This window comes from Cellulomonas gilvus ATCC 13127 (genome assembly GCF_000218545.1).
GTDB classification, from domain to species: domain Bacteria; phylum Actinomycetota; class Actinomycetes; order Actinomycetales; family Cellulomonadaceae; genus Cellulomonas; species Cellulomonas gilvus.
Genome location: NC_015671.1, coordinates 3295260 through 3319451, shown reverse-complemented (window position 1 = coordinate 3319451; position 24192 = coordinate 3295260). Strand labels below are relative to the sequence as shown.

General features: G+C 74.5%; 22 protein-coding genes. 11 read left to right on the top strand and 11 right to left on the bottom strand.

The genetic code is table 11. The annotated features are described in order from the left end of the window. Positions 1-67: 67 nt before the first annotated feature. Positions 68-1774 (bottom strand): zinc metalloprotease, encoded by a 1707-nt coding sequence (locus CELGI_RS15165; protein WP_013885019.1) that lies wholly within the window; start codon positions 1772-1774, stop codon positions 68-70. A gap of 125 nt (positions 1775-1899) precedes the next feature. On the opposite strand from CELGI_RS15165, the gene CELGI_RS15160 reads away from it, so the two are divergent. The 5 genes from CELGI_RS15160 (at position 1900) to CELGI_RS15140 (ending at position 8750) form a co-directional block, all read left to right on the top strand. Then, a complete protein-coding gene (locus tag CELGI_RS15160; RefSeq protein WP_013885018.1) occupies positions 1900-3384 on the top strand; it encodes a glycoside hydrolase family 43 protein in 1485 nt (494 codons plus the stop codon). Positions 3385-3476: 92 nt separating this feature from the next. Continuing rightward, positions 3477-3824, top strand: coding sequence for a hypothetical protein (locus CELGI_RS15155; RefSeq protein ID WP_013885017.1), 348 nt, complete (start codon positions 3477-3479; stop codon positions 3822-3824). A 166-nt stretch (positions 3825-3990) separates the two neighbouring features. Further along, positions 3991-6012, top strand: a complete 2022-nt coding sequence (locus tag CELGI_RS15150) for an ABC transporter ATP-binding protein (RefSeq protein WP_150104762.1) — start codon at positions 3991-3993, stop codon at positions 6010-6012. Continuing rightward, positions 6009-7793, top strand: coding sequence for an ABC transporter ATP-binding protein (locus CELGI_RS15145; RefSeq protein WP_013885015.1), 1785 nt, complete (start codon positions 6009-6011; stop codon positions 7791-7793). Before CELGI_RS15150 ends, CELGI_RS15145 begins: the two co-directional genes overlap by 4 nt. A gap of 111 nt (positions 7794-7904) precedes the next feature. Further along, positions 7905-8750 (top strand): GNAT family N-acetyltransferase, encoded by an 846-nt coding sequence (locus tag CELGI_RS15140; RefSeq protein ID WP_245528120.1) that lies wholly within the window; start codon positions 7905-7907, stop codon positions 8748-8750. Positions 8751-8933: 183 nt separating this feature from the next. Here CELGI_RS15140 and CELGI_RS17420 read toward each other — a convergent pair whose 3' ends face one another. From CELGI_RS17420 to CELGI_RS15120, 4 genes are all read right to left on the bottom strand, one after another. Beyond that, positions 8934-9479: a GNAT family N-acetyltransferase gene (locus CELGI_RS17420; RefSeq protein ID WP_013885013.1), complete on the bottom strand. Its 546-nt coding sequence runs from the start codon at positions 9477-9479 to the stop codon at positions 8934-8936. Between the two features lie 375 nt (positions 9480-9854). Next, complete coding sequence (locus tag CELGI_RS17795) at positions 9855-11735, bottom strand: glycoside hydrolase family 11 protein (RefSeq protein WP_013885012.1); 1881 nt, start codon at positions 11733-11735, stop codon at positions 9855-9857. Between the two features lie 450 nt (positions 11736-12185). Further along, positions 12186-13814, bottom strand: a complete 1629-nt coding sequence (locus CELGI_RS15125; RefSeq protein WP_013885011.1) for an HNH endonuclease signature motif containing protein — start codon at positions 13812-13814, stop codon at positions 12186-12188. A 63-nt stretch (positions 13815-13877) separates the two neighbouring features. Beyond that, a complete protein-coding gene (locus CELGI_RS15120) occupies positions 13878-14951 on the bottom strand; it encodes a zinc-dependent alcohol dehydrogenase family protein (protein ID WP_013885010.1) in 1074 nt (357 codons plus the stop codon). A gap of 164 nt (positions 14952-15115) precedes the next feature. Between CELGI_RS15120 and CELGI_RS15115 the strand changes: the two genes are divergently transcribed. Beyond that, positions 15116-16555 carry a hypothetical protein gene (locus tag CELGI_RS15115; RefSeq protein ID WP_013885009.1) on the top strand — a complete coding sequence of 480 codons (1440 nt, stop codon included), beginning with the start codon at positions 15116-15118 and terminating at the stop codon, positions 16553-16555. Between the two features lie 49 nt (positions 16556-16604). Here the strand turns inward: CELGI_RS15115 and CELGI_RS15110 are convergent, their stop codons facing one another. Then, positions 16605-16907 carry a hypothetical protein gene (locus CELGI_RS15110; protein WP_013885008.1) on the bottom strand — a complete coding sequence of 101 codons (303 nt, stop codon included), beginning with the start codon at positions 16905-16907 and terminating at the stop codon, positions 16605-16607. Positions 16908-16973: 66 nt separating this feature from the next. Between CELGI_RS15110 and CELGI_RS15105 the strand changes: the two genes are divergently transcribed. After that, the gene (locus tag CELGI_RS15105) at positions 16974-17801 is read left to right on the top strand and encodes an alpha/beta fold hydrolase (RefSeq protein ID WP_013885007.1); all 828 of its coding nucleotides are present in this window, start codon (positions 16974-16976) and stop codon (positions 17799-17801) included. 11 nt (positions 17802-17812) lie between these two features. Here CELGI_RS15105 and CELGI_RS15100 read toward each other — a convergent pair whose 3' ends face one another. Beyond that, entirely contained in the window at positions 17813-18115 is a 303-nt protein-coding gene (locus CELGI_RS15100) for a hypothetical protein (protein ID WP_013885006.1), read from the bottom strand. A 139-nt stretch (positions 18116-18254) separates the two neighbouring features. On the opposite strand from CELGI_RS15100, the gene CELGI_RS15095 reads away from it, so the two are divergent. Further along, complete coding sequence (locus tag CELGI_RS15095) at positions 18255-18911, top strand: acetoacetate decarboxylase family protein (protein WP_013885005.1); 657 nt, start codon at positions 18255-18257, stop codon at positions 18909-18911. A 130-nt stretch (positions 18912-19041) separates the two neighbouring features. Beyond that, complete coding sequence (locus CELGI_RS15090; RefSeq protein ID WP_013885004.1) at positions 19042-19557, top strand: DUF3592 domain-containing protein; 516 nt, start codon at positions 19042-19044, stop codon at positions 19555-19557. 39 nt (positions 19558-19596) lie between these two features. Here the strand turns inward: CELGI_RS15090 and CELGI_RS16845 are convergent, their stop codons facing one another. After that, positions 19597-20532: a GNAT family N-acetyltransferase gene (locus tag CELGI_RS16845; protein ID WP_013885003.1), complete on the bottom strand. Its 936-nt coding sequence runs from the start codon at positions 20530-20532 to the stop codon at positions 19597-19599. A gap of 52 nt (positions 20533-20584) precedes the next feature. Then, entirely contained in the window at positions 20585-21844 is a 1260-nt protein-coding gene (locus CELGI_RS15080; protein WP_013885002.1) for an MFS transporter, read from the bottom strand. 64 nt (positions 21845-21908) lie between these two features. Here CELGI_RS15080 and CELGI_RS15075 point away from each other — a divergent pair, with 64 nt between their 5' ends. After that, entirely contained in the window at positions 21909-22514 is a 606-nt protein-coding gene (locus CELGI_RS15075) for a sugar O-acetyltransferase (RefSeq protein ID WP_041574231.1), read from the top strand. Then, positions 22511-23080, top strand: a complete 570-nt coding sequence (locus CELGI_RS15070) for a TetR/AcrR family transcriptional regulator (protein WP_013885000.1) — start codon at positions 22511-22513, stop codon at positions 23078-23080. Before CELGI_RS15075 ends, CELGI_RS15070 begins: the two co-directional genes overlap by 4 nt. A 9-nt stretch (positions 23081-23089) precedes the next feature. On the opposite strand, the gene CELGI_RS15065 is transcribed toward CELGI_RS15070, so the two are convergent. Together CELGI_RS15065 and CELGI_RS15060 are read right to left on the bottom strand one after the other, a co-directional pair. Continuing rightward, positions 23090-23731: a winged helix-turn-helix transcriptional regulator gene (locus CELGI_RS15065; protein ID WP_013884999.1), complete on the bottom strand. Its 642-nt coding sequence runs from the start codon at positions 23729-23731 to the stop codon at positions 23090-23092. A 4-nt stretch (positions 23732-23735) separates the two neighbouring features. Continuing rightward, positions 23736-24170 (bottom strand): VOC family protein, encoded by a 435-nt coding sequence (locus tag CELGI_RS15060; RefSeq protein WP_013884998.1) that lies wholly within the window; start codon positions 24168-24170, stop codon positions 23736-23738. Positions 24171-24192 lie beyond the last annotated feature (22 nt).

The following is a 24192-nucleotide window of genomic DNA, read 5'->3' as shown; positions in this document are numbered from 1 at the left end:
GCACCAGGGTGCGCCGCCCCATGCCACGCACGCTTTCACCCCGTGCGTCACCTGAACGGGCGCATCGCTAGCGGACGGCGTACGTGCGCTTCCCGCTCGACGCGCGGATCTCCGGGTTGCCGGCGTACTTCGCGGTGAACGTGACGGCACCCCGCGGACGCGTCACGGAGAACGTGGCGACCCCGTCGATCACCGTCGCGTCGGCGATCTTCGTGGTCCCCGCGTACAGCGACACGAAGCCGCCGACGGTGCGTGCCGCCTTCACCGCGACCTTGACGACGACGGGCCTGCCCGCGGCCGCCTGCGTGGCGGTCACCGCGGTGGTGGATGCGACCGTGGCGCGCGGTGCGGCGATCTCGTAGGAGACGTCCGCGGGCCGGGTGACCGGCGCCGCGATGCCCGCCGTGGAGCCGGTGACGAGCCGCACCACGGCGCCCGAGCGGGTGGCCGAGACGACCTGGAACCCGAAGGCGCCGTCCGCCGCGCGATAGGTCTCGCGCGCGCGCACGGTGGTCCACTGCTCGCCCCCGACCCGCTGCGCGAGCGTGTCGATGGCGGCGCCCCGCAGCCGGGTCACCCGGACGCCGGGTGCGAAGACGACCTTCTGGCCGTCGAAGTCGAACCCGTACCGCGCGGACCGGTCGGCGTAGAAGGCGGCCGCGTCACCGCCGCCGCCCGCGCGCAGCTCCAGGAAGTACGTCACGCCCGTCGAGGGGTCCGTGAACTTGATCGCCGTCGTGCCGGTCGTCGCGGTCACGGGCGACAGCGCCTGCGTCGTCGAGACGCCCCACCGCACGGTGCGCGTCTGCCGCGCCACGTCCGGGACCCGCAGGAACGCCCGGTACGCGGCGTCGAGCGCGCCGGGCCGGTAGTCGCCGTACTGGAGCTGCTGCGGTCCGAACAGCGCCCAGTACTCGAAGATCGTGCGCGCCGGCGAGGTCGTCACCAGGTTGGAGTGACCCAGGCTGAAGTTGTGTCCCAGCTCGTGCGCGAGCACGCCCATCGCGTCGTGCACGACGTGCACGTAGCCACCCGACGCGAACTTCGTGTCCGACACGGTGGCCAGCCCGGCGTACCCGTAGGACTCGGCGCACCCGGCCGGGGAGTAGACCACGAGGTGGTTGCGGGACGACGCGCTGAACACGACCCCCGGGTAGGCGGCAGCGGCCTCGTTCCAGAGGTCGGAGGCGGTCACGGCGCAGCTGTCGGCGATGGTGCGCGTCCGCACGGCGGCCTGCGTGAAGCCCGAGATCGCACCGCGCGACTGCGTGACCCAGTAGGCCGCCGCCTGCTTGGTCAGCGCGGTCGCGGACGTCTGCGTGAAGTCACCCTCGACGGTCGGGTCGCTGACGACCACGACGTACGCGCGGTGCGCCGTCGACGTCGCCGCCGGCTGTGCCTCCGCGGTGCCGACCGTCTGCTCGACGTCCCGCACGTCCACGACGTCCAGCACGCGCGTGGTCCCGCCGACCGCAGCGTCGTCCACCGAGACCGTGACGGTCGTCCCCGTCGCGACGCGCGCCAGCTCGGGTGTCGGCTCGAGCGTGAGTATGCCCTCGGCCGTGTCGAGCAGGAGCATCGCCTCGTCGGACGACTCGGCGTGCACCGCGCCACCCGGACCCGCGGCCGAGCCCGTCTCCGGGAGCGCGCGGAGCAGCTCGCCCGTGACCTGCTCGTCGACCGGCTGGGCGGACGCCGGGCCGACCAGCGCAGTGATCGCCAGGGCGACGCCCACGCCGACGGACAGGGCGCGGCGCGCGGGACGTGGTGCCATGGACTGCCTCAGCTCTCGACCGGACCCGCGGCCCCCTGCGGATCGCGGTCCGAGTGAGGATAGGGCAGCGCGCCGACACGGACCCAGGACCGTGCGCCGTTCGTCGCCCGTCCCCGGTGGGCGGCATGATCGACGCCGTGAACGACACCGCCGTCCGCCACCTGCCCCGCCGCCCGGTCATCGCCGGCTTCCACCCCGACCCCACCGTGTGCCGGGTGGGGCCCGACCTGTACGTGGCGTGCTCGAGCTTCGAGTACGCGCCGGGCGTCCCGCTGTTCCGCTCGCGCGACCTCGCGTCGTTCGAGCTGGTCGGGCACGCGCTGGACCGGCCCACGCAGCTGGGCCTGCGCGACGTCGGCCCGTCGGGCGGCGTGTACGCGCCGACGCTGCGCCACCACGACGGCCTGTTCTGGCTCGTCACGACGAACGTCACCGACGGTCCCGGCCACCTCCTGGTGACGGCCCCCGATCCCGCGGGCCCGTGGTCGGACCCCGTCCGCATCGAGGCCGGTGGAATCGACCCGGACGTCGCGTGGGACGACGCGGGCACGTGCTACCTCACGTGGTCCGACGGGGGGATCGTCCAGGCCGAGCTGGACCCGCGCACCGGAGCGCTGCTCACCACGCCGCGGCGCCTGTGGAGCGGCACAGGGGGCCGTGACCCCGAGGGACCGCACCTGTACCGCGTGGGTGAGCACTGGTACCTGCTCGTGTCCGAGGGCGGCACGGGCCTGGGCCACGCGGTCTCGGTGGCGCGCGGCCCGTCGCCCGCGGGCCCGTTCGAGCCGGACCCCGCCGGCCCGTTCCTCACGGCGCGCGGCACCGACCACCCCGTGCAGTGCACCGGTCACGCCGACCTGGTCGAGCTCGCCGACGGCACCTGGGCCGCGGTGTTCCTGGGTGTGCGGCACGCGGGCCGGTTCCCGGGCTGGCACGTGCTGGGCCGGGAGACGTTCGCGGTGCGCGTCGCCTGGCAGGACGGCTGGCCGCGCCTCGCCGGTCCGATCGAGCCAGTCGCCGGGCCGGACGGTGCGCCCGCGCACGAGCTCCCGGGCGCCGCCACGGGTGCGCTGCCGCGTGCGTGGGTGGGGTCGGGTGTGTTCCCCGACGACGTGCTGCGGCCCGGTCCCGACGCGTGGGTGCTCACCGCGCGCGACGACGAGCGCACGTTCGTCGGCCACCGTCAGGAGCACCGGTTCGTCAGCGCGCACGCGTCCGTGGCCGCCGCGGCCGGCGTGGGTGGGCTCGAGGTGCGCCTCGACCCGTGGCACGCGCTCACGCTCGAGCGCGAGGGCCGGACCGTCCGCGCCGTCGCGCACGTGGGTGACCTGACCTCCGTGCTCGGCGCCGCGGAGGCCGACGACGAGGCGGCGCTCGAGCTGCGCGTCGTCCCCTCGACCGCCGCGACCTACGCGCGCGAGCAGGGGCCCGACGAGGTGGTCGCGCTGCTGCACGACGCGCACGGCACCCACGAGCTCGGCCGGATCGACGGCCGGTACGTCTCCACCGAGATCGCGGGCGGGTTCACGGGTCGCATGGTGGGGCTCGTGTGCCGGGAGGGCGCGATCGACGTGCGGTCCTACCGGTGCACCGCGCCTCCCGAGAGCTGACCCGGCCGGGACGTGCGAGCCGCTAGGGTTGCGTCCAGCAGCGGGCGGCCTGACGGGCGGTCCGGGCGACGCGGGGGAGAGGACGGCCGGGCATGGACACCGCACGCGGGCTTGTGACGTCGCTCGAGGATAGGGACCTGTTCGGGGGCGGCTTCGGCTACCTGTTCGTCGGGGTGCTCGGCGTGATCCTCCTGGTCGTCGTCGTGGGCGTGATCTCCACCGTGAAGCGGTGGCGCGCGGCCAAGGACGCCGGCCTCGACCCGCTCACCGCCGACGTGCAGGTGCTCGGGCGTCTGCACCAGTCGCAGATGCTCGCGCCGCCGGACACCCGAGCGACTACCGAGCAGCGCCTGGCGGAGGTGGAGGTCCTCCACCGCCGGGGCGTCATCACCGACGACGAGCGCGCCGGCGCGCGTCGCCGCATCCTGGGCGCCGACTAGCGCCGACCGACGCATCGCCGCCGGAAATCCCTGGCGCGGCGCACGTGCGGCGCGGGAGCGTTCCCACGCCGCACCTGAGCCGAGAGGACCGCCGATGACGACGCCCGACCCACGCCCGAGCGACCCGCTTCCGGCCGTGTCGCTTCCGGCCGTGTCGCGTCCGGCCGTGTCGCGTCCGGCCTCCCGTCGGGAGGCGCCCACCGCTGCGCTCGCGCGCCGGTGGCGTGAGCGGCGCGTGGCCGCCGCGCAGCTGCGCGAGCTCACGCGCTACGCGGGGGCGCCGCTGGTGACCGGGACGGTCGGCGTGCACCTGGTCGCGGGAGCGGCGCCGGTCGCGTTCCTGGTGGGGACGGGTCTCGCGCTCGGCAGCGTCGCGGCGGGCGACGGCCCGGGCGCGTGGCTCGTCGTCGCCGCGCTCGCGTTCCTGGTCCAGCAGCTGCTGGCCCCCGTGCAGCTGGTGCTGTCCCGGCGCGTGCAGCGGCGCGTGGACGCCGCATGTCTCGAGCGGCTCTCGTCGTTCGCGCTCACCGGGGCGTCACTGGCCGGGCTCGAGCGGCCCGAGGTCGCCGACCGGCTCAGCCAGGCGGACGAGGCCTTCGAGCAGTGGACGCTCACACCCGGTGCCGCCGTGGAGGGCGCGCTCGCACTCACCGCGCGGTACACGCAGCTGGTCGGCGCGCTCGTCGTGCTCGTCGTCGCCGCCGGACCGTGGGCCGCGCTCGCGGGCGGTCTGGTGGCGCTCGTCGCGCGGCTGGGTCAGACGGAGGCGTTCCACCGGTGGGGTCAGGTGATCCGCTCGTTGCAGCCCGGGCGTCGGCGCGCGTCGTACGTGCGCGAGCTCGCGACCGGGACGCGCGCCGCCAAGGAGATCCGGACGCTCGGGCTGGTCGATTGGCTGGACCAGCGGTACGTCACCGAGAACCGCGCCGTGCTGGACCGGCTGTGGAGCGAGCGGCGCCGCGTCTACGGCGCACCGTTCCTCGCGTACACGCTCGCGGCGCTCGTCGGATCGGTGGTCGCGCTGCTGGTGGTCGCGCGCGCGGACGTGTCCGTCGCGGCCGTGAGCCTCGCGGTGCAGGCGCTCATCCTGTGCGGCCGGTTCGGCGTGATCTTCCCCGAGTCGGACGTCAAGCTCGTCTACGGCCGCAGCGCGTGGGAGGCCCTCCTCGAGCTCGAGGACATCGCGCGGCGGTCCGGCCCCGAACCCGCCGCCGGGTGCACGCGCGAGCGCGTCGTCCCCGAGGAGGGGGTCCGGCTCGCGGACGTGCGGTTCGCCTATCGCCCGGGGCACGACGTGCTCGCCGGCCTCGACCTCGACCTGCCCGTCGGCACGTCCACCGCGCTGATCGGCGTCAACGGCGCGGGCAAGACCACGCTCGTCAAGGTGCTCACCGGCATGTACACCCCCGACCAGGGGAGCGTGCTCGTCGACGGCAGGGACCTGCGCACGCTCGACGTGGACGCGTGGCAGCGCGCGTTCGCCATCACGTTCCAGGACTACCTGCGCTACGAGCTGCCGCTGCGCGAGAACGTCGCGATGGCCGCGATCGCGCACCGCGACGACGACGCCGGGCTGATCGCCGAGATCGAGCGCGTGGGCCTGGGCGGGCTGCTGGCCGAGCTGCCCGCGGGCCTGGACACGCCGCTGACCCGCGCGCTGCCCGGCGGGCGGGACCTGTCCGGTGGGCAGTGGCAGCGCCTCGCGCTCGCCCGGTCGCTGTTCGCGGTGCGGCACGGCGCGCGCGTGCTGGTGCTCGACGAGCCGACCGCGCAGCTCGACGCCCGCGGCGAGGCCGAGTTCTACGACACGTTCCTGGACCTCACGCGCGGGGTGACCAGCCTGGTCATCTCGCACCGCTTCTCCACCGTGCGACGCGCCGACCGGATCGTCGTGCTCGACGGCGGCCGCGTCGCGGAGCTGGGCACGCACGACGAGCTCGTCGCCGCGGGCGGCCAGTACGCCCGGATGTTCGACGTGCAGGCGCGCCGGTTCGGCGCCGACGACCCGCCCGAGCCACCGCCCCACGGCTCCGCCGGGTCCACCGCCCCCGTCGGGTCCCTCGGGTCCGTCGGGTCCAGCGGCTCGGGCCGGTCCGCCCAGCCCGCCCAGCCCGCCGCGCCGACCGAGGCCGCCGCGGCGCCCGGTACCGCCGTCGACGCGGGCGCACGCACGGAGGTGGCGCGATGAAGGACGTCCTGTTCTGCCTGCGCCACCTGCTCGCGCTGGCCTGGCGGCTCGACCGGCGGCGGTTCGTCGTCGGCGCCGGGCTGCTGCTGCTCGGTGCGGTCGCCACGCCGCTCGTCGCCGTGGGCGCGGGGCGCCTGGTCGATCACGCGGTCGACGGCGACCCCGGCGGTGCGGCGCTCTGGGCCCTGGTGGTCGCGGCCGCGCTCACGGGTGACCTCATGCTCGGGCACTTCGCGCACCTGTCCTACTTCGAGCTCGCCGAGCAGACCGAGGAACGGTTCAACCGCGACCTGCTCCGGCTCGTCAACGCGGGCGACCACCTGGACCGCGCCGACGACCCCGCGTTCGCCGACCGCGTCGACCTGCTGCGGCAGGACGTCATGCAGATGCGCGCGACCGTCCAGACCGGTCTGCAGCTGGGCGCGACGGCCGTGCAGGTGCTGCTCACCGCGGCGATCCTGGCCACCGTCTCGCCGTGGCTGCTGATCCTCGCGGCGTTCGCCGTGGCCCCCGTGGTGCTGGGGCGGCGAGCCGAGGCGGGCCTGCAGGTGGTCCGCGAGGCGCAGGCGCCCACGACGCGCGCCATCCGCTCGCTGCGCCGGCTCGCGACCAGTCCCGCGTCGCAGAAGGAGATCCGCCTGGGTGGCGGGACCGACTTCCTGCTCGCGCGCCAGCGCGCGCTGCTCGACGAGTACGACGCCGCGATGGGCCGCGCGGACGTCCGCTACGCACTGCTGCGCGCCGCCGGTCAGGTGGTGTTCGGACTCGCGTACGTCGGCGCCGTCATCGGGGCGTTCTGGCTCGCCCGTGACGGGCGCGCGAGCCTCGGGCAGGTGGTGCTCACCATCACGCTCGCCACGCAGCTCAGCGGACAGATGTCCGCGGGGATCGAGATGCTCGGCTCGGTGCACCGCGCCGCGGCCGGGCTCCGCCGGTTCGTCGCGCTCGAGGCTTCACCCGCGCCCGAGGCCGGACCCGCCCCGACCGCCGACCTTCCCGCGTCGGTCGGCGACGGGCTGCGGCTCGAGGGCGTCACGTTCCGGTACCCGGGCGCCACCGATCCCGTGCTGCACGGCGTGGACCTGCACCTGCCCGCCGGTGCCTCGGTCGCGCTCGTGGGCGAGAACGGCGCCGGCAAGAGCACGCTGCTCAAGCTCGTCGCCGGCCTCTACCGGCCCACCGCCGGACGCGTGCTCGTCGGCGGCGTCGACCTGGCCACCGTGCCGCCCGCGCAGTGGCGTGCGCGGACCGCGGCGCTCTACCAGGACTTCGCGCGCGTCGAGCTGTCCTTGCAGCACAGCGTCGGCATCGGCCGCCTCGCCGACGTCGACGACGAGCCCGCCGTCCGCCGCGCGCTGCACCGCGCCGACGTCGGTCCGCTCGCCGACGACCTCGCCCCCGACGACGTGCTCGGCACCGGCTACGCCGACGGGCGTGACCTGTCCGGCGGCCAGTGGCAGAGCCTCGGGTTCGCCCGCACCCTGATGCGCGACGACCCCGCGCTGCTGATCCTCGACGAGCCCGCCGCCGCGCTGGACGCCCTCGCCGAGCAGCGGCTCGTCGACGCCTACCAGGCCACCGCCGCCGACGTCGCCGCCACCGTGGGCGGCGTGACCGTGTTCGTCACGCACCGCATGTCGACCGTCCGGCTCGCCGACCGCGTCGTCGTCCTCGACGCGGGGCGCGTCGTCGAGCACGGCACGCACGACGAGCTCATCGCCGCCGGCGGCCGCTACGCGCAGCTGTGGGCGCTCCAGTCCCGCGCCTACACCGACTCCTGACCCGGCGGGGTGCCGTTCGCCGCTCCCACCGGCCCGCTCTCTGGACCGCTCGCGCTCGCCGCCCCGCGCGTGCTCGACTCTGGACGTCCGACACCGTGTGCATACGCTTCCGTGCTCGTCCGACCCCTCGAGGTGATCGTGCCGCTGCTCTACCCACCGGCCCTGGATCCCGATGCCCTGGCCGGCTCGCCGCTCCCCGACCTCACCGCCGACGGCCTGGTGCTGCGCACGTGGCGCGACGACGACGCCCCCGCGGTCCGCGCCGCGTACGCCGACCCCGCCACCCAGCGCTGGCACGCCCGGCGCCTGGACTCCGACGACGAGGCCCTCGACCTGGTGCGTGCCTGGCGCGACGCCTGGGCCGCCGGGACGGGCGCCTCCTGGGCCGTCGACGATCCTGAGCTCGGCATGGTCGGCCGGGTCGCCGTGAAGATCGGCTCCGCGGGTGACGGCACGGGCGTCCTCGCGTACTGGACCGCACCAGAAGCGCGCGGCCGCGGCGTGAGTGCACGCGCGGTCCGCGCTGTCGCACGCTGGGCCTTTGCGACCGGCTTCCACCGCCTGGAGGTCGAGCACTCGACCGGCAACCCGGCATCGTGCCGCGTCGCCGAGAAGGCGGGCTTCCCCGCCGAAGGCACCCGCCGGGGGAGCGCGCGTCACGCCGACGGCTGGCACGACATGCACGTCCACGCCCTCCTGGCCCCCGACTCGATCGCCGTCGCACCAGCACCCGATGCCGACGTGTCCGATGCGCCCGCCGCGTGCGACGACTCCGACGGCCCCGTCGCGCTCGACGCGTCCGAAGCGTCCGCGACCCCTGACGTGCTTGCCGATCATGCGCCGGGCCCCGACGTGCTCGACTCCGGCGAGCCGGCCGGCTGGGACGGATCGGGGCTGCTCGCTGTCCCGTCGGCGGAGGCGCTGGCTGCCCGTCCGCGGCTGAGGCGGCGCGGCTGAGCTCGCCCGCGTCCATGAGGCCACCGGATGCCCCGCCGTACGGCGGAGGGTGGGTCGGGTCGGCCGCACGGCAGGGGGAGGTCAGGTCGCGCCGCGCGGGCTGAGCGCGACGCGTGCGGCACGGTGCATCACTGGCGCACCACTGGCGCACTGCTGGAGCGCTCGCGACGTGGCGCGCCGTTCTCAGGTGGTGGCGACCGAACCCGCTGCAGAGATGGGCGGCTTGCGTACCAGGAGGACACCCGTGCCGCCGATGAACTCGATGCCGGCGAACGTCGGTCCGCGACCCTCCTCGACGAACCCGTGCGCGGCGTGCAGGTCGAGCGACGGGGCGTTCGTCGCGTTGACGATGCTGCGGAGCGCGCTCTCCCGTGCGTCCGCGTGGGCCACGAGGCGGGTGAGCAACGCGTCGCCCGCACCGCGACGTCGGTGCTGGGGCGCGACGGTCAGGGACGAGACGTACCAGCCGTCGGGTGCGTCCGGTCGGTCGCGCAGCCGCCTGGCCGACGCCCAGCCGATCACCTCGTCGTGGCGCGTGGCCACCAGCACCACGTGCTCGTCGCCACGGACCCAGCCGGCCAGGCGCCCTTCCAGGCCGACGTGCTCGCCACCCCGCGTGCGGGCCACGGCGGCGATCGCGGGGACGTCGTCCTCGAGGGCGTCCCGCACCTCGACCGCGGGGTCGCGCGTGCCGTGCGCGGTCGGCGCGTAGCTCGCGAAGTGGGACACGCGAACACGGTACGCGCAGCGGCGTGCGCCGCAGGGCCAGGTCTGCCGTGCGGGTCGAGGCGGCGGGACCCGCGATGCCCGTCGCGCGGGCGGGTGTCTGCGTGGCCCTGGGTTCGAGCGCGGCCCGCCGTTCGGGGGCGGGCTGGGACGGGTTCGGCGGGTGGTCGCGAGTCGGGCGGCTCCCGCAGAGATGGTCGCCGTGCTCGGCCCGGGTGGGACGGGTGGTGTCGTGCGGGTCGCCCGGGGCGGGCTCGCCGTCCTCGGTGCGGGTCCGTCGGGTTGGACACGCGCCGCGGGTAGCGCCAGAGCCGCCAGTCATCGCGCAGGGGCCGGGGCGTCACTGCTTGGGCGAGCACCCCGGCCCCTCGTGGTCCGTCAGCCCGCTGCGCAGGTGGCGGTCGGTGTGGTGCTGTTGCCGTTCTTGTAGAGAGTGATGCCGAAGCTGTTGCCCGAGCCGTTGGGCCGGGCGGTCAGCGTGCTTCCGCTGCCCGTGACCGAGGCGTTCCAGCTGCTCTGCAGGCTCTGGCCCGAGCCCAGCGCCACCGTCACGGTCCAGGTGGACGAGCCGCTCACCGCAAGGTTCACGTTGAACCGGTCGGACCACTCGTCGGCCCGCTGGACGGTGACCGTGCAGGCTCCCGTGCCGGGGGTCGTGCCGCCGCCGGTCGAGGTGCCGGTGGGCGCCACCGCACGGCCTGTGCTCGGGGAGATCGTGCCGGGGCACAGGTTCCGGGAGCGCAGGTCCTGCAGGATGCCGGGGATCGCCTGGATGGTCGCCGCGGGCCAGTCGTGCATGAGGATGATCTGGCCGTTCTGGAGCCGGCTGGCCGCCTGCCGGATCTGGGCCGCGCTCGCGTTGTTCCAGTCGCTCGAGTCGACGTCCCAGATGATCTCGCGCAGCCCGAGCTGCGACTCGATCTGCCGCAGCGTCGCGTTGCTCTCGCCGTACGGCGGCCGGAACAGCTGCGGCGTCACACCCGCGGTCTGCTGGATCGCCTGCTGGGTCCGGGAGAGCTGCGACTGGATGTCGGAGGCGCTCATGTTCACCAGGTGCGGATGGTCCCAGCTGTGGTTGCCGATGGTGAACCCGGCGTTCTTGTACGCCTGCATGCCGGACGGGTTGCTCTGCGCGTTCGAGCCGGTCGGGAAGACCACGGCCGTGGCGCCGCTGCCGCGCAGCGAGTTGATCAGCTGGGTCGTGGTGCTCGAGCTCGGTCCGTCGTCGAACGTGAGCGCCACGTAGCCGGCGGAGCAGCTGCCCGTCCACCCCGTGCCGGTGCTGCCGCCGTTGTCCCCGCCCGTGTTGCCCCCGTTGTTGCTTCCCGAGCCGGTGCAGGTCGCCGCGGGGATCGTGGTGTTGCCGCCCGAGTAGTACGTGACGCCGAACGTGTTGGACCCGCTCGACGTGAACGTGTTGCCGTTGCGGGTGGCGTTCCACGAGCTCTGGATCGACTGGCCTGAGCCCGGCGCCACGGTCACGGACCAGGTGCTGGCGCCCGAGACGGTGTAGCTCACGTTGAAGCGGTCCGACCAGGACTCGGCCCTCGTGGCCGTGACCGTGCACCCGGACGAGCCGCCGTTGTTCCCACCGTTGTTGCCGCCGTTGTCACCGCCGGTGGACGTGCCTTCGGAGACCGTGATGTTGGAGCTCCCCGAGGACTGGTACCCCTCGGTCGCCATGATCTGGTAGTTGTGCGTGCCCAGGTTCATGCCCTTGGACGCCCACGCGTCGAAGTGGTTACCGGTGCTGATGGTGCCGCCGGTCCGCTTCTGCTGGCGCACCGACCAGTACTGGTAGAACGTCTTGGTCCCCTCGATCGAGGGCTGGTTGACGCGCTGGGTGCGGTAGATGTCGTACGTCCCGCCGTCCGTGGTGACGGTGCCCATCGCCTGACCGGTGGGTCGGTACGTGCCCCAGTTGTCGACGATGTAGTACTCGATCAGCGGGTTCTGGGTCCACCCGTACGCGGTGAGGTACGCGTTGCCGGACGGGTTGAACGTGCCCGAGTAGCTGATCGAGCGGCGCGCCCCCGTGGCCCAGCCCTTGCCGGCCACGAAGTTGCCCGTGTTGGACCACTGGGTCGCGTAGTTGCCCCCCGAGCCGAGGTCCATGGACACGGAGCCCGGTGAGTCGGTCCAGAACGAGTAGTAGAAGCCGTTGTTGGTGCCGGTCGAGTTGGACGTCACCGCCGCAGCGGCGGGCTCGGCGGCCACGACCCCGGCGGCGGCCACGACAGCCGTGGCGGCGAAGGCCACCAGGGCACGGAACGTCCGGCCACGCCGATCGCGCGGTCGACGATGAACGATAGTTGCGGACACGTGTGCACTCCCTCGTGCGTTCCTGTACGACGGTCGTGGGTCCTCGCCCCGGAAGTCCATGGCGGACGATCACGACGGCGGGACCCCTGGACGGCGACACCGGCCTGGACGGCGATGGAAACCGATATCGACCGAGTGTGGTCACCGGTGTCGTGTATCGGAACGGCACTTTCGACGTCCGAACCGATTAGTTGCGACCGGCATTGGTTCCGACGTGCGGACGCGGGCGGCCGCACGTCGCGCGCCCACCTGCAAGCACCGCCGCACCCCACCTGCAAGCACCGCCGCACCCCACCTGCAAGCACCGCCGCACCGGACGCTCGTCGTTCGCCCGTGTCCGCCGTCGCCGTGCTCGGCTCGTCGCGGCGACCAGGTGACGCCACCCGACTACCCGCTGTCGGGTGGCCGGCCGGGCGGCCCGTTGTGGATCCGGCCATCGTGCGTGCGGAACGTGTAGCGCCGACGAGCGACCGCGCCGGGCACCGGGCCCGCCTCCCGCGGCCCAGCCACCGGCTCGATGTCGAGGTCGAGCCGGTGGACCTCGTGGTGGTGGAAGCTGCACAGCAGGACGCCGTTCGACACGTCGGACGGGCCCCGGTCCCGGTGCCACCAGCGCACGTGGTGCACCTCGCAGTACCGGGCCGCCACCGAGCAGCCGTTCCAGGCGCACTGCCGGTCGCGCGCCACCACGGCGAGCCGCTGCGCTGGCCCGAACATGCGGCGACCGCGGCCGACGTCGAGCGGGACGCCCTGTGCGCCCATCACGACCCGCGTCATGGTGCAGTCGCACAGCGCCACCGCCAGCTCGTCCGCCGACAGGACCGTCCCCTCCTCGCTCACCGCCGGCACGAGGCGCGGCACATCGGCGCGCAGCTGCGCGGGATCCGGCGCGGCCATACCGCCGCCCGACCGGCCGTCGGCCCGCACCGCATCACACGCGTCCGCGGCCGCAGTGACGCCGGACGAGCCGACGCCGGACGAGCCGTCCGCTTCGAACCCCGTACGCGCGCCCGACCGCCCCCGCCCGGCGCGCTCCCTGCGACGCGACGCAGCGGTGCGGACGGCGACCCAGGTCGCCGCGGGCACGAGGAGGCTCACGTGCGCCGCGGGTGCTGTCCCCGCGCCGTCGGGGAGCGAGCCGCCGGGATCGTCGTCCGCCGTCGCATCCTGCGTGGGGCCGCGCCACAGCTCCGGTTCGCCGGCCGTCGCATCCTGCGTGAGGGCGCGTGACGAGCGGGTCCCAGCGGTCGACGCGTGCTGCGCGAGCGCGGTGAGCGCATCCGCCCGCGCCTGCTCCGCCGAGCGCTCCGCGTCCTGCCGGTGGCCCGTGGCGTCCAGCGCACGCGCGAGCGCGTGCCCGGCGACCGGGTCCAGACGACCCTTGAGGAACGTGCCCTCGGGCGAGTGGGACAGCACGAGGAAGCGGGCGCGGCGCGCGGCGTCGCGTTGGTGCTCGAGGTGCGAGGCGTCGTGCTCCGCGACGAGCGCGGACAGCGACCGGGAGAACTCGCGCGCATCCGCCCCGCGCGCGAGCTCGACGACCTTCGCCTGGGCCTCCGGGCTGCGCAGCAGCGCGCCGACCTGCGCGCTCGCTGCGTCCAGCGTGCGCGCGAGCACGTCCGCGTGCCCGACGGGCATCACGCCGCCGACCACGGCGTCCCGCACCGACCCCAGGGCCCCGAGGGCCTGGGCCGTGCGCACCTCACGCTCGGCCTGGAACCGCGTGGAGCCCGTCAGGCGCGCGCGTGCGTCCAGGAACGACCGCTCGCCCCCGACCGCCTCGGCGGCCGACTGCTGCGCCACCAGGACCGGCGACCGGACGCCCGCCACGAGACCGGGCAGGCGGTCGAGCAGACCGAGCACCCGGGCCCGCGTCGCGCCGCCCCAGCGTGGAGCCGAGGCGGCGCGGACGACGAGCGCGGACAGCTGCCCGGACAGGGCCTCGAGCTCGGCGAGCACGTCCAGGCCCGTGGCCTGAGCGCCCCCCGCGCCGTCGATGGTCCCTGTCTCGAACATGTGTTCGATTCTACGCGAACCGGACGCGCCATACCAGGTCCGGAGGCGCCTGTGGAGAACGCGTCAGGGGCGCAGCAGCACCTTCGTCGCGCGCCGCTCGTCCATCGCGGCGTACGCCTCGGCCACCTGCTCGAGCGGCAGCTCGAGGTCGAACACGATGCCGGGTCGCAGCGTGCCGTCGAGCACCTCCGGCAGCAGCTCGGGGATGTACCCGCGCACGGGCGCGACCCCGCCGCGCACGCCCACGTTCGTCGAGAACATCGTCGAGACCGGAAGCTCGGGCCCGCCCGCCGGGACGCCGACGAAGCCGACCTGCCCGCCCGGACGCGCCGAGCGCAGGGCCTGGTCCATCGACTCCTTGGTGCCGACGCACTCGAGCACCACGTCCGGCCCCACGCCGTCGAACATCTCCTTGAGCCGCGCGATCCCGTCGTCGCCGCGCTCGGGGACCACGTCGGTCGCACCCAGCTCGCGCGCGAGCGCCTGCCGGTCGGCGTGACGTGACATCGCGACGATGCGCGTCGCCCCGAGCCGCTTGGCGGCGGCGATCGCGCCGAGCCCGACGGCCCCGTCCCCGACGACGGCCACGGTCGAGCCCGCGCGCACGCCACCCGAGACGGCCGCGTGGTGGCCGGTGCACATCACGTCGGACAGCGTGAGCAGGTGGGGGATCAGCGCGCGCCCGCGCTCGCTGTCCGGGTCGAGGTCCGGGACGACGACGAGCGTGCCGTCCGCGAGCGGCACCCGGACCCGCTCGCCCTGGCCGGCGTCCGCGAACCCGCCCTCGCGGTCCTCGCTGCCCCACCAGCCGCCGTTGAGGCAGGACGTGCTGACGCCGTTGCGGCAGTTGGTGCACTCCGAGCAGCACACGTAGAACGGCGCGATGACGAAGTCGCCGACGCGCACGCGCTCGACCGCGTCGCCCACCTGCTCGACCACGCCGACGAACTCGTGGCCGATCCGGCGCGGTGCGCGCACGCGCTCGACCCCGCGGTAGGGCCACAGGTCGGAGCCGCACACGCACGCGGCGACGACGCGCACGACGGCGTCCCGTCCGCTGCCGCCGGGCAGCAGCACCGGGTCCGGGACCTCGTCGACCCGGATGTCCCTCTCGCCATGGATGACGGTTGCGCGCACGGTGCTCCTTCGGTCGTCGTCGTGCCTTGACCCTACGTCCGGGCGACACGGCAGATCTCGATCGGGTGTCGGTGATGTCCGGATCTTCCGTTCGCGTGACACGTGTCACTACCCTGTGTCCCGGCTGCAGCGCCGCAGCCGCCACCGTCAGAGGAGACACCGCGATGTCGGACGATGCGACGAGCACCACGATCCAGGACGCCTCACCCGGAGCAGCGCTGGGCCGCAGGTCCTTCCTGGCCCTCTCGGGCGCCGCGGTCGCGGTCGCCGCGGGTGCGAGCGGGGCGCTGGCCACGGGCCGACCTGCCGCGCTGCCCGCGCACCGGCCGGGCCACCCCCACCCGGGCCGGGCGGCCGAGCGCGCCGCGGTCGCGTTCCTGCAGCACGCCACGGACGCCTACCCGACCGTCAACACCGGGCCGCGCCTGGCCCAGAGCTACGCCGACGAGCTGGGCCTGTTCAGCACGGCGTTCGTCTACGACAACGCGCTCGCGATCCTCGCGCTGCTCGCGGACGGCCGCCGCAGCGCGCTGGCCACCGCACGCGTCCTGGGCGACGGTCTGGTCTACGCGCAGGAGCACGACCCCGCGCACGACGACGGCCGCCTCCGCCAGGGCTACAACGTGGGCCCGTACACGTTCTACGACGGCTCGCCGCAGCCCAACGGGTTCGTGCAGCCCGACGGCACGGCCAACATCGGCTGGCAGTTCGGGTTCCTGGGCACCGCGGTGGGCGACATGGCGTGGCCCGGCATCGCGCTGGTCCAGCTGTACGGGCGCACGCGCGAGCGTCGCTACCGGGACGCCGCGGTCCGCATCGGCGAGTGGATCACGACGAACACGTGGTCGACGAGGCCGTTGGGCGGCTTCTCGTTCGGCGTCAACGGCGCGACCGAGCCGGTGCCGAACGGCTCGACCGAGCACAACGTGGACTGCGTCGCGTTCTTCACGATGCTGCGCACCGTCACGGGCGACCGCCGCTGGACGAAGGCGGCCGCGCACGCGCGCGCGTTCGTCGACGGCATGTGGTCACGTGCCGACGGCTGGTTCTGGACCGGCACCAACGACGGCGTGGAGATCAACCGGTCGCCCGTCCCGCTGGACCCCGCCACGTGGAGCTGGCTCGCGCTGCGCGAGCGGCGCTACGCCCCCGCGCTCGACTGGGCGACCCGCGCGCTCGCGGTGCAGGACGACGCCGCGGCCGCCACGAGCCAGCTGCCGGACGGCGAACGGCTGTCCGGCGTCACGTTCAGCACCGCGAGCCTCACGTCGACCGCGCAGTACAACGGCATCACCGTGCACCCGCAGGGCGTCTGGCTCGAGGGGACGGGCCAGCTGGCGACGTCGCTCGCGGACCGAGGGAGCCACCACGACCGCATGCGGGCCGCGGCCCTGCTCGCGCAGGTCCGGCACGCGCAGGACGTGCTGGGGGAGGGGCAGCACCTGGGCGGAGCGGCGGCCACGGGTGGTGTGGTGGCGGCGTCCAGCCTGCTCGACACGGGCTTCGGGTTCGGCTACTTCCAGGTGCAGCACGTGGGTGCCACGTCCTGGTTCCTGTTCGCCTCGACCCGGACCAACCCCATGCGCTGGGGCGGCCTGCACTGACACGTGGGGTGGCGGCGCGGCACGTGACGCCGGCGCCGCCACGCCCGCGTCACGCGAACGTGCCGCCGAGCGCCTCGACCAGACGCTGTGCGGCACGCTTGCCGCGCCCCCAGTCGGTGAGCGCCGGCAGCTCCTCACGCGTGTCGCAGGTCAGCCGCGTGATCCCGCCCAGGTCCTGCAGGTGCACGTGGAGCGTCGCGCCCCACGACCACAGGGTCATGCCCTTGGTCAGCACCGCGACCTCGCGGGTCGAGCCGAACCCGAGCGTCCAGCCCTGCTGCGGCGCGACCGCGTCGATCGCCCACCGCACCTCGTCGAGCGGACGACCGACGGTTCCGACGTACCTGCCCACAGACTCCTCCTGACCACCACCGCGGACCCTCGTCGGCCGCGTGCGGGACGACGGTAGCGTCGGGCCGTGCCGACCTTCGTGTCCGACGACGCCGTGACCCTGCGGTACCACCACGAGCCGTCCGAACGGTCCGGATCGACCCCCGTGCTCGTCGTGCCCGGTGGTCCGTGCCGCGGTGTCGAGTACCTGGCGGGGCTGGCGGAGACGACCGGTGGCCGCGACCTCGTCGTGCTGCACCCGCGTGGCACCCCGACGACGGGCGGCCTCTCGCGCGGGTGGTGGCGCGACGCTGCTGACGTGGTCGCGCTCGCGGACCATCTGGGACTGGCCGAGGTGGACGTGCTCGCACACTCCGCGGGGACCCGCCTGGCGCTCGCGGCCGCGGTGCAGCACTCCGCGCGGGTGCGCTCGTTGCTGCTGGTCACGCCCCCGGCGACGTGGCTGACGGGCACTGCCGACGACGGCGAGCAGCTCGCCCGCGCGCGGCACGACCCGCTCGTCGACGCCGCGGTCGACTCGCTCCTCGGCCCGCCACCCGCGGACGACGACGAGTTCCAGCGCCGTTGGATGGTCGAGGCCCCGGCGGGGTACGCGCGCTGGGGCGAGGCCGAGCGCGCGCACGCCGGGCTCGGCGCGGTGTCCCTGCCCGCAGCGCGCGCCTGGTTCCGGGACGTGCCGCCCGATGCGGCCGACCGCGTGCGCGCGGGTGTGCGGAGCCCCGTGCTCGTCGTCGGGGGCGCCGCGGACGCGATGACCGGCGTCGCGCCCGTCGAGTCGTACGCCGCCGCGCTCGGGGCGGACCTGGTGATGCTGCCCGACTGCGGTCACTACCCGTGGGTCGAGCAGCCCGCCGCCCTGAGCGCGGCCGTGGCGCCGTGGCTGCGGCGCACCTGAGAAGGCCTCGCTCAGCTTCCCGTGAGCGAGGACGCGATCACCAGCAGCACCACGCCCGCAAGGCCGACGAGCAGCCCCCAGCGCCACCACCAGCTCACGCTCAGCAGCTCCTTGTACCCGCCGTTGTCCACCTCGAGGGGGGTCATCGGGCGCGTCGCCCAGCCGTACTCGCTGAGCGTGGCCAGGCCGTAGCCCTGGGGGACCGTGATCCGGAACAGCCAGAAGACGTGGAAGTACGCATAGGTGAGCACCAGCACGTGGTGCGGGGACAGCTCATGGGTCTTGCTGTTGCGACCCCAGCCGAAGAAGATCACGGGACTCCTGTCCAGACACGTCGTTGACGGACGGAATCTAGGGGGCCGCGACGCGCGGCATCGGAGGATCTCGCGCGGTTCACCCGTACGGTCGGCGGGGGACGGCACGGAACCGGTGCGCGGTCGTGAGGAGGCGCTGGTGCACGACGAGGCTGCGTACCCGCCGGGGCCCTGGCGACTGCGCGGGGACCTGCTGGTCTCGGTGCTGCGCGTGCCGCCGCACCGCGTCGCGGGCCTGGACGCGGCCCTGCCCGCCGGGCACCGACCGCTCACGGTGCGCGGCCACGGGTTCGTCGGGATCGCGATGGTCCGGTACGCACCCACCGGGATGCTGACCTACGACGAGCTGCTGGTGGCGGTCCTGACGCACGAGCGTCACGTCCCACGCGTCACGATCCCGCAGATCTGGGTGACGAGCCCGGCCTCGCGCGCCGGCGGGCGCGTGCTTTGGGGGATCCCCAAGGAGCTCGCGTCGTTCGCGTGGGCGGGCGGCTCGCAGGTCCGGGTGGAGGCGCGCGACGACGACGGCGCGGGGATCGCACGCCTCACGGCGCGCGTCGGGCAGCGCCTGGTCCCGGGACGCGTGGCGGTGCCCCTGCCCACGGCGCAGCGCCGCCCCGACGCCAGCACCGTGCGCGCGCACAACACCGTGACCGGCACGCTGCGACGCCTCGCGGTCCGGTGGGACCTCCCGCCGGAAGGCCCCCTGGGCCATCTGCACGGGCTGCGCCCGATCGCCTCCGCCGCGGTGGTCGACGCGTCGATCGTCTTCGGCCGCCGCGTCGAGGAGTCCTGACGGGTGCCGGTCACGGAGCCGCTCGCGCCCAGCGTCCCGGCGACCTGCCTGATCATCGTCTCGCCGTCGGACGCCGGCACGTAGGGCCGGACCAGTAGCCTCTCAGCACGCCCACCCACCGGGAGACCCCATGAGCACCGACGACACCCCGCGTCCGCCGCTGATGAGCCCCGCGGACGCCGACCAGATCCGACCCACCCGCAGCGTCGCATGGGGCGTCACAGCGCTGGTCTCCCTGGTGGCTTCGCTGCTGCTGTTCGGATTCACGTGGCTGCTGGCGCTGGCCACCGCGATGTCCACGCTGCCGACGTACTCCGCCACCACCACGGGCACCATCACCGAGCTCAGCCGTGAGCACTACGACGAGCCCGAGTACGACCCGTGCGGCCCGTCGTACGACTTCACCGCGAACGGCGCGACGTACTCCGCCAGCAGCCCGAACGTCCACGAGGCGTACTGCCAGTTCGACGTGGGCGACACGATCGACCTCACCTACGACCCGGCGGACCCCGCCGGCGAGAACGCACCCGCAGCGCACTACACCGCCGGTCCTGTGTCGTTCCAGGCCACCGGCGCGACCGCCGGCGGGCTGTTCGTCCTGTCCATCGTGAGCTTCGTCATCTGGCTCACACGCAAGAAGCGGTAGGGGTCTCGACAGCTCGCCCACCGGCTCGGACCGCGCGGCTCACTCGGCCCGGAGCACGACGAGCGGGCCCTCGTCGCGCGTCGGCACCTCGAAACCGACGAGGTGGCGACGCGCGAGTTCGGGCGGCACCAGCACGTCGTGCGGTCCGGAGCCCGACCGCGCGGCCAACCGGTCCATCACCAGCGCGTGCGGGGTCGCGAGGTGCATCGTCACGGGCTCGACGCCGTAGGGGCGCACCAGCTCGCGGTAGGACGTCCGCGCGGCGCGGGACCAGAAGGACGTGTCGACGACGACGTCGCGGCCCTGCCGCACGAGCGCGACGAGCCGCGTGCGCAGGTCGGCGTGCAGCGCGTCGGCGACGTGTGCGGGCAGCGGATGGGTGCGGTGCCCGAGCCGCCACGCGTCCTCGTCGAACGAGAGGTGCACGGCACCCCGCGCGGCGAGCCGGTGCGCGAGCGTCGACTTCCCGGCCCCGGCGGGTCCGCACACGAGTGCGACGTGCTGCGCGTCACGCAGCGCACGGACGTGGTGGACCGGCGCGTCGGCCGCGTCCACCCGGACCAACGCCGTGTCCGCCGCGGTGGCGAAGGTCAGCCACGTGCACAGCAGGTCCACCGCGCGCGCGGCGTACCCGTGGCCGCGCGCGTCGGGGAAGACCGTGGAGGAGATGGTCACCGCGCGGACCGGTGTGCCGGGCATGGCCAGGTGCGCCTCGATGGTGCCGATCAGCCGGCCGGTGGCCACGTGCAGGACGCCGAGGTGCCGGCGCGGCCCTCCCGTGCGCCAGTGCTCCCGGTTCTGCTCGATCCACTCCCGGGTGCGCGCGGGTTCCGAACGGTGCCCGTCGTCCAGCCGGCGCACCTGATCCTCGTCCTCGCCCGCGATCAGCGCGGGTGCGTCGTCCGCGCGCAGACAGCGCAGCGTGAGCACGTCGTCGCCGAGCTCGACGAAGGGAGTCGCATCGTGCGTGGTCATGGCGGCATCGTCGCGCGTCGTGCGCACGAGGTCACGCCGGATGTCGGGCGCGTCAGGCGTGCGGGGTCGCGGCCGGTCCGCCCGAGACGGGGACCGCCACGCCGGGCTCGACCGTCCCGGACCGCGCGGGCACCAGGATGCGCCCGAGCGTGGCGACGAGCACGCCCGCACCCACGACGGCGAGCAGTGCCGCCCGCAGGCTGACCGCATCGGCGACGAGCCCGACGAGCGTGGGCGAGACCAGGAACCCGACGCGCAGCAGCCAGCTCACCACGGTCAGGCCGACGCCCGCGGGCAGCCCCGGCAGCTCGTCGGCGGCGTGCATGACGGCGGGGACCAGGGTGGCCACGCCGAGCCCGGCGAGCGCGAACCCGATCAGCGTGGTGGCCAGGGACGGGAACCCGAGCGCGAGGCCGAGCCCGGCCGCGATGGCGATCCCGCCCGTGCGGGCGACGCGTCGCTGGCCGAACCGGTCCACGACGCGGTCGCCCGTGAGCCGCCCGACGGTCATGGCGACCTGGAGCGCGACGAACGCGAGCCCGGCGGCGGCCGCACCGGTACCGACCTCGCCCCGCAGGTACAGCGCACCCCAGGACGAGCCGGCGTCCTCGACGAACGCCCCGCACGCGGCGAGCACGCCGAGCGCGGCGAGCAGCAGCACGGTGCGGCCGGTCACATGGCGCAACGACCGCGCGCCGGGATGGGGCTCGTCCGGCGCGTCGTCGGCCGAGCGCTCGGAGTCCTCGGGTCCGCGCAGCAGGAACCGGAAGGCCACCACGGCGACGAGCGCGAACACGGCCGACGTCGTGGCGATGTGCGCGGGCAGCGGGACCTCGAGCCCGGCGGCCGCCGAGCCGAGCAGTCCGCCCAGCACCGCCCCGACGCTCCACAGGCCGTGGAACGCGTTGACGATCGAGCGCCCGTACAGGCGCTGGACACGGAAGCCGTGCGCGTTCTGCGCGACGTCGATCACGGCGTCGAGCGCGCCCGCGACGGCGAACAGCAGTGCGAGCACGCCCCAGCCGCCGGCGAACGGCACGGCGGTCACGGCGGCCGCGAGCGTGACCAGCCCGAACGACGCGACCGCCGCGGAGCCGAGGCGCTGGATGAGCAGCGGCGCCAGGAGGCCGGCGACCAGCGCGCCGAGCGGCATCGCGGCGATCGCGGTGCCGAGCGCGGCGTTGCTCAGCTCGAGACGGTCCTTCAGCTCGGGCAGACGCGGCACCAGGTTGGCGTACAGCACGGCGTTGACCAGGAACACGGCCGAGACGGCGGCGCGCGCGCGGCGAGCCGTGGGCGGGACGGGCGACATGGATCTCCGAGAGGTGGCGGGGTGGCTGTGGTCGATCGTACATAGCATCTGTACGATCGACCACATGACGACCCCCGACTACTTCGCCGGCGACCCCCGCACGCAGCGTGAGCGCATGCTCGCCGGTGACCTGTACATCGCCGACGACCCGGAGAACGAGCGCATCGCGCGGCGCGCGACCGTCCTGGTGGACGAGTACCACCGAGCGGTGGTGGCGGCCGACGACGAGCGGGCCCGCTCGATCCTGGCCGAGCTGCTGGGCTCGCTCGGCGAGGGCGCGTTCATCAAGCCGCCGCTCGCGGTCGACTACGGCGAGAACATCCACGTCGGCGCGCGCACGTTCGTGAACTCGGGCCTGACGGCGCTGGACGTCGCGACCATCACCATCGGCGAGGACTGCCAGATCGGTCCGCAGGTGCAGCTCCTGACGCCCACGCACCCGGTGGACCCGCAGCCTCGTCGGGACAAGCTCGAGGCGGCCCAGCCGATCACCCTCGGGGACAACGTGTGGCTCGGCGGAGGCGTGATCGTCTGCCCGGGCGTGACCATCGGGGAGAACACCGTGGTCGGCGCGGGGTCGGTGGTCGTGCGGGACCTGCCTGCGAACGTCGTCGCGGTGGGCAACCCCGCGCGCGTGGTCCGCACGATCACGCCCGGAGAGCAGCGATGACCGAGCGCCGGACACGGCGGCACGACCCCGAGCGGCGCGAGCGCATCGTCGAGGCGTGCCTGCAGGTGATCGGCGAGTCGGGTGTCGCAGGGGCCTCGACCCGGCGCATCGCGGCCGCGGCGGACGTGCCGCTCGGCTCGATCAGCTACCACTTCGCCGACGCCGACGAGCTGCTCCGTGCGGCGTTCACGCGGTTCGCGCACGTGGTGAGCGACCGTTTCGAGGAGTACCTGTCCCGCGCGACGACGCTCGACGAGGCGCGCGACGCGGTGGTCCAGCTGATCACCGCCGACCTCCTGGTGGACCCGCGCGAGCTGGTCCTCACGCACGAGCTGTACACGCTCGCGGCGCGCGATCCCGGCTACCGCCGGCTCACGCACGAGTGGATGGCGCGCAGCCGGCACGCCCTGGAACGGCACTTCGACCCGCCGACGGCCCGCTTGCTCGACGCGCTGATCGAAGGGCTGACCATCCACCGCGCGCTCGACACCGAGCCCCACGGCCGCGCCGAGGTCGAACGAGCCGTCGCGCTGGTCACCGCGGCACCCGCGGGGCGGGCCCTCTGACCCCGGGGGTCACGCGGCCAGGTGGAAGGTGCTCGCGAACCGGTCGAGCAGCCCGCCCGGGCCGTGCAGCACCTCGACGACGCCGGTGGCGATCGCGCGGTCGGGTGCGAGCTCACCGGTGATGACGCGGCGCAGGTCGGGTCCGGTGGCGAACGCGAGGTCGGCCGGGCCGTCGCCGGAGGCCACGTCGAGCGCCGGACCGTCCACGCGGATCAGCAGCTCGGTGGCGCCCAGCCGCGCGCGGTACGCCGTCGCGGGCAGCGCGGCCGCGACCTGCGGGCGGAACGCCGTGCGCAGGTCGATGGTCAGCGACTCGCGCGTGATGACCTGCTCGTCGCGCGGCTCGCCCAGTGCCTTGAAGCCCCACGCGCCCAGCGCGAGCACGACGGGTTCGAGCTCGCGCCCGTACGGCGTGAGCTCGTAGACGATCACGCGTGAGCGCGGCACGCGCCGCAGCACGCCCGCGGCCTGGAGCTCCTTGAGGCGCGTGGCCAGGATGTTGCTCGGGATCCGGGGGAGCCCCGCCGCCAGCTCGCCGTAGCGGCGGGGTCCCACCAGCAGGTCGCGCACGATGAGCAGCGCCCACCGCTCGCCGATCAGCTCCAGGGCCTGCGAGATCCCGGAGTACTGCCCGTAGTCGCGTGCGGCCACGTGGTCAGGCCTGCTGAGCCGCGACGGCCTCGGGGCCCTGCTCGGCGGCGACGGGGTCCATGTACCCGAACTCGAGGATGTTGCCGTCGGGGTCGGACACCTGCCGCTGGTACATGAACCCGTAGTCCGCGGCCGGGCGGTCCTCCGAGCCGCCCGCCGCGAGCCCGGCCGCGACCCGCTCGTCGACCGCGTCGCGGCTGTCGAGGAAGATCGCGGTCGAGACCGAAGGCGCGACCGCGGGGTCGCCCAGCGGGAGGTCCGTGAACGTCTGGAAGTACTCGCGCACCAGGATCATGAAGTAGCTGTGCCCGTCCTCGACCACCAGGCAGGCGGCGTTGTGGTCGGAGAACTGCGGGTTCAGGCGGAACCCGAGCGCGGTGTAGAAGGCCTTGGCGCGCTCGAGGTCGGTCACGGGCAGATTGACGAACATCGCGGTCATGGTGCTTCTCCCTCGGTGAGCG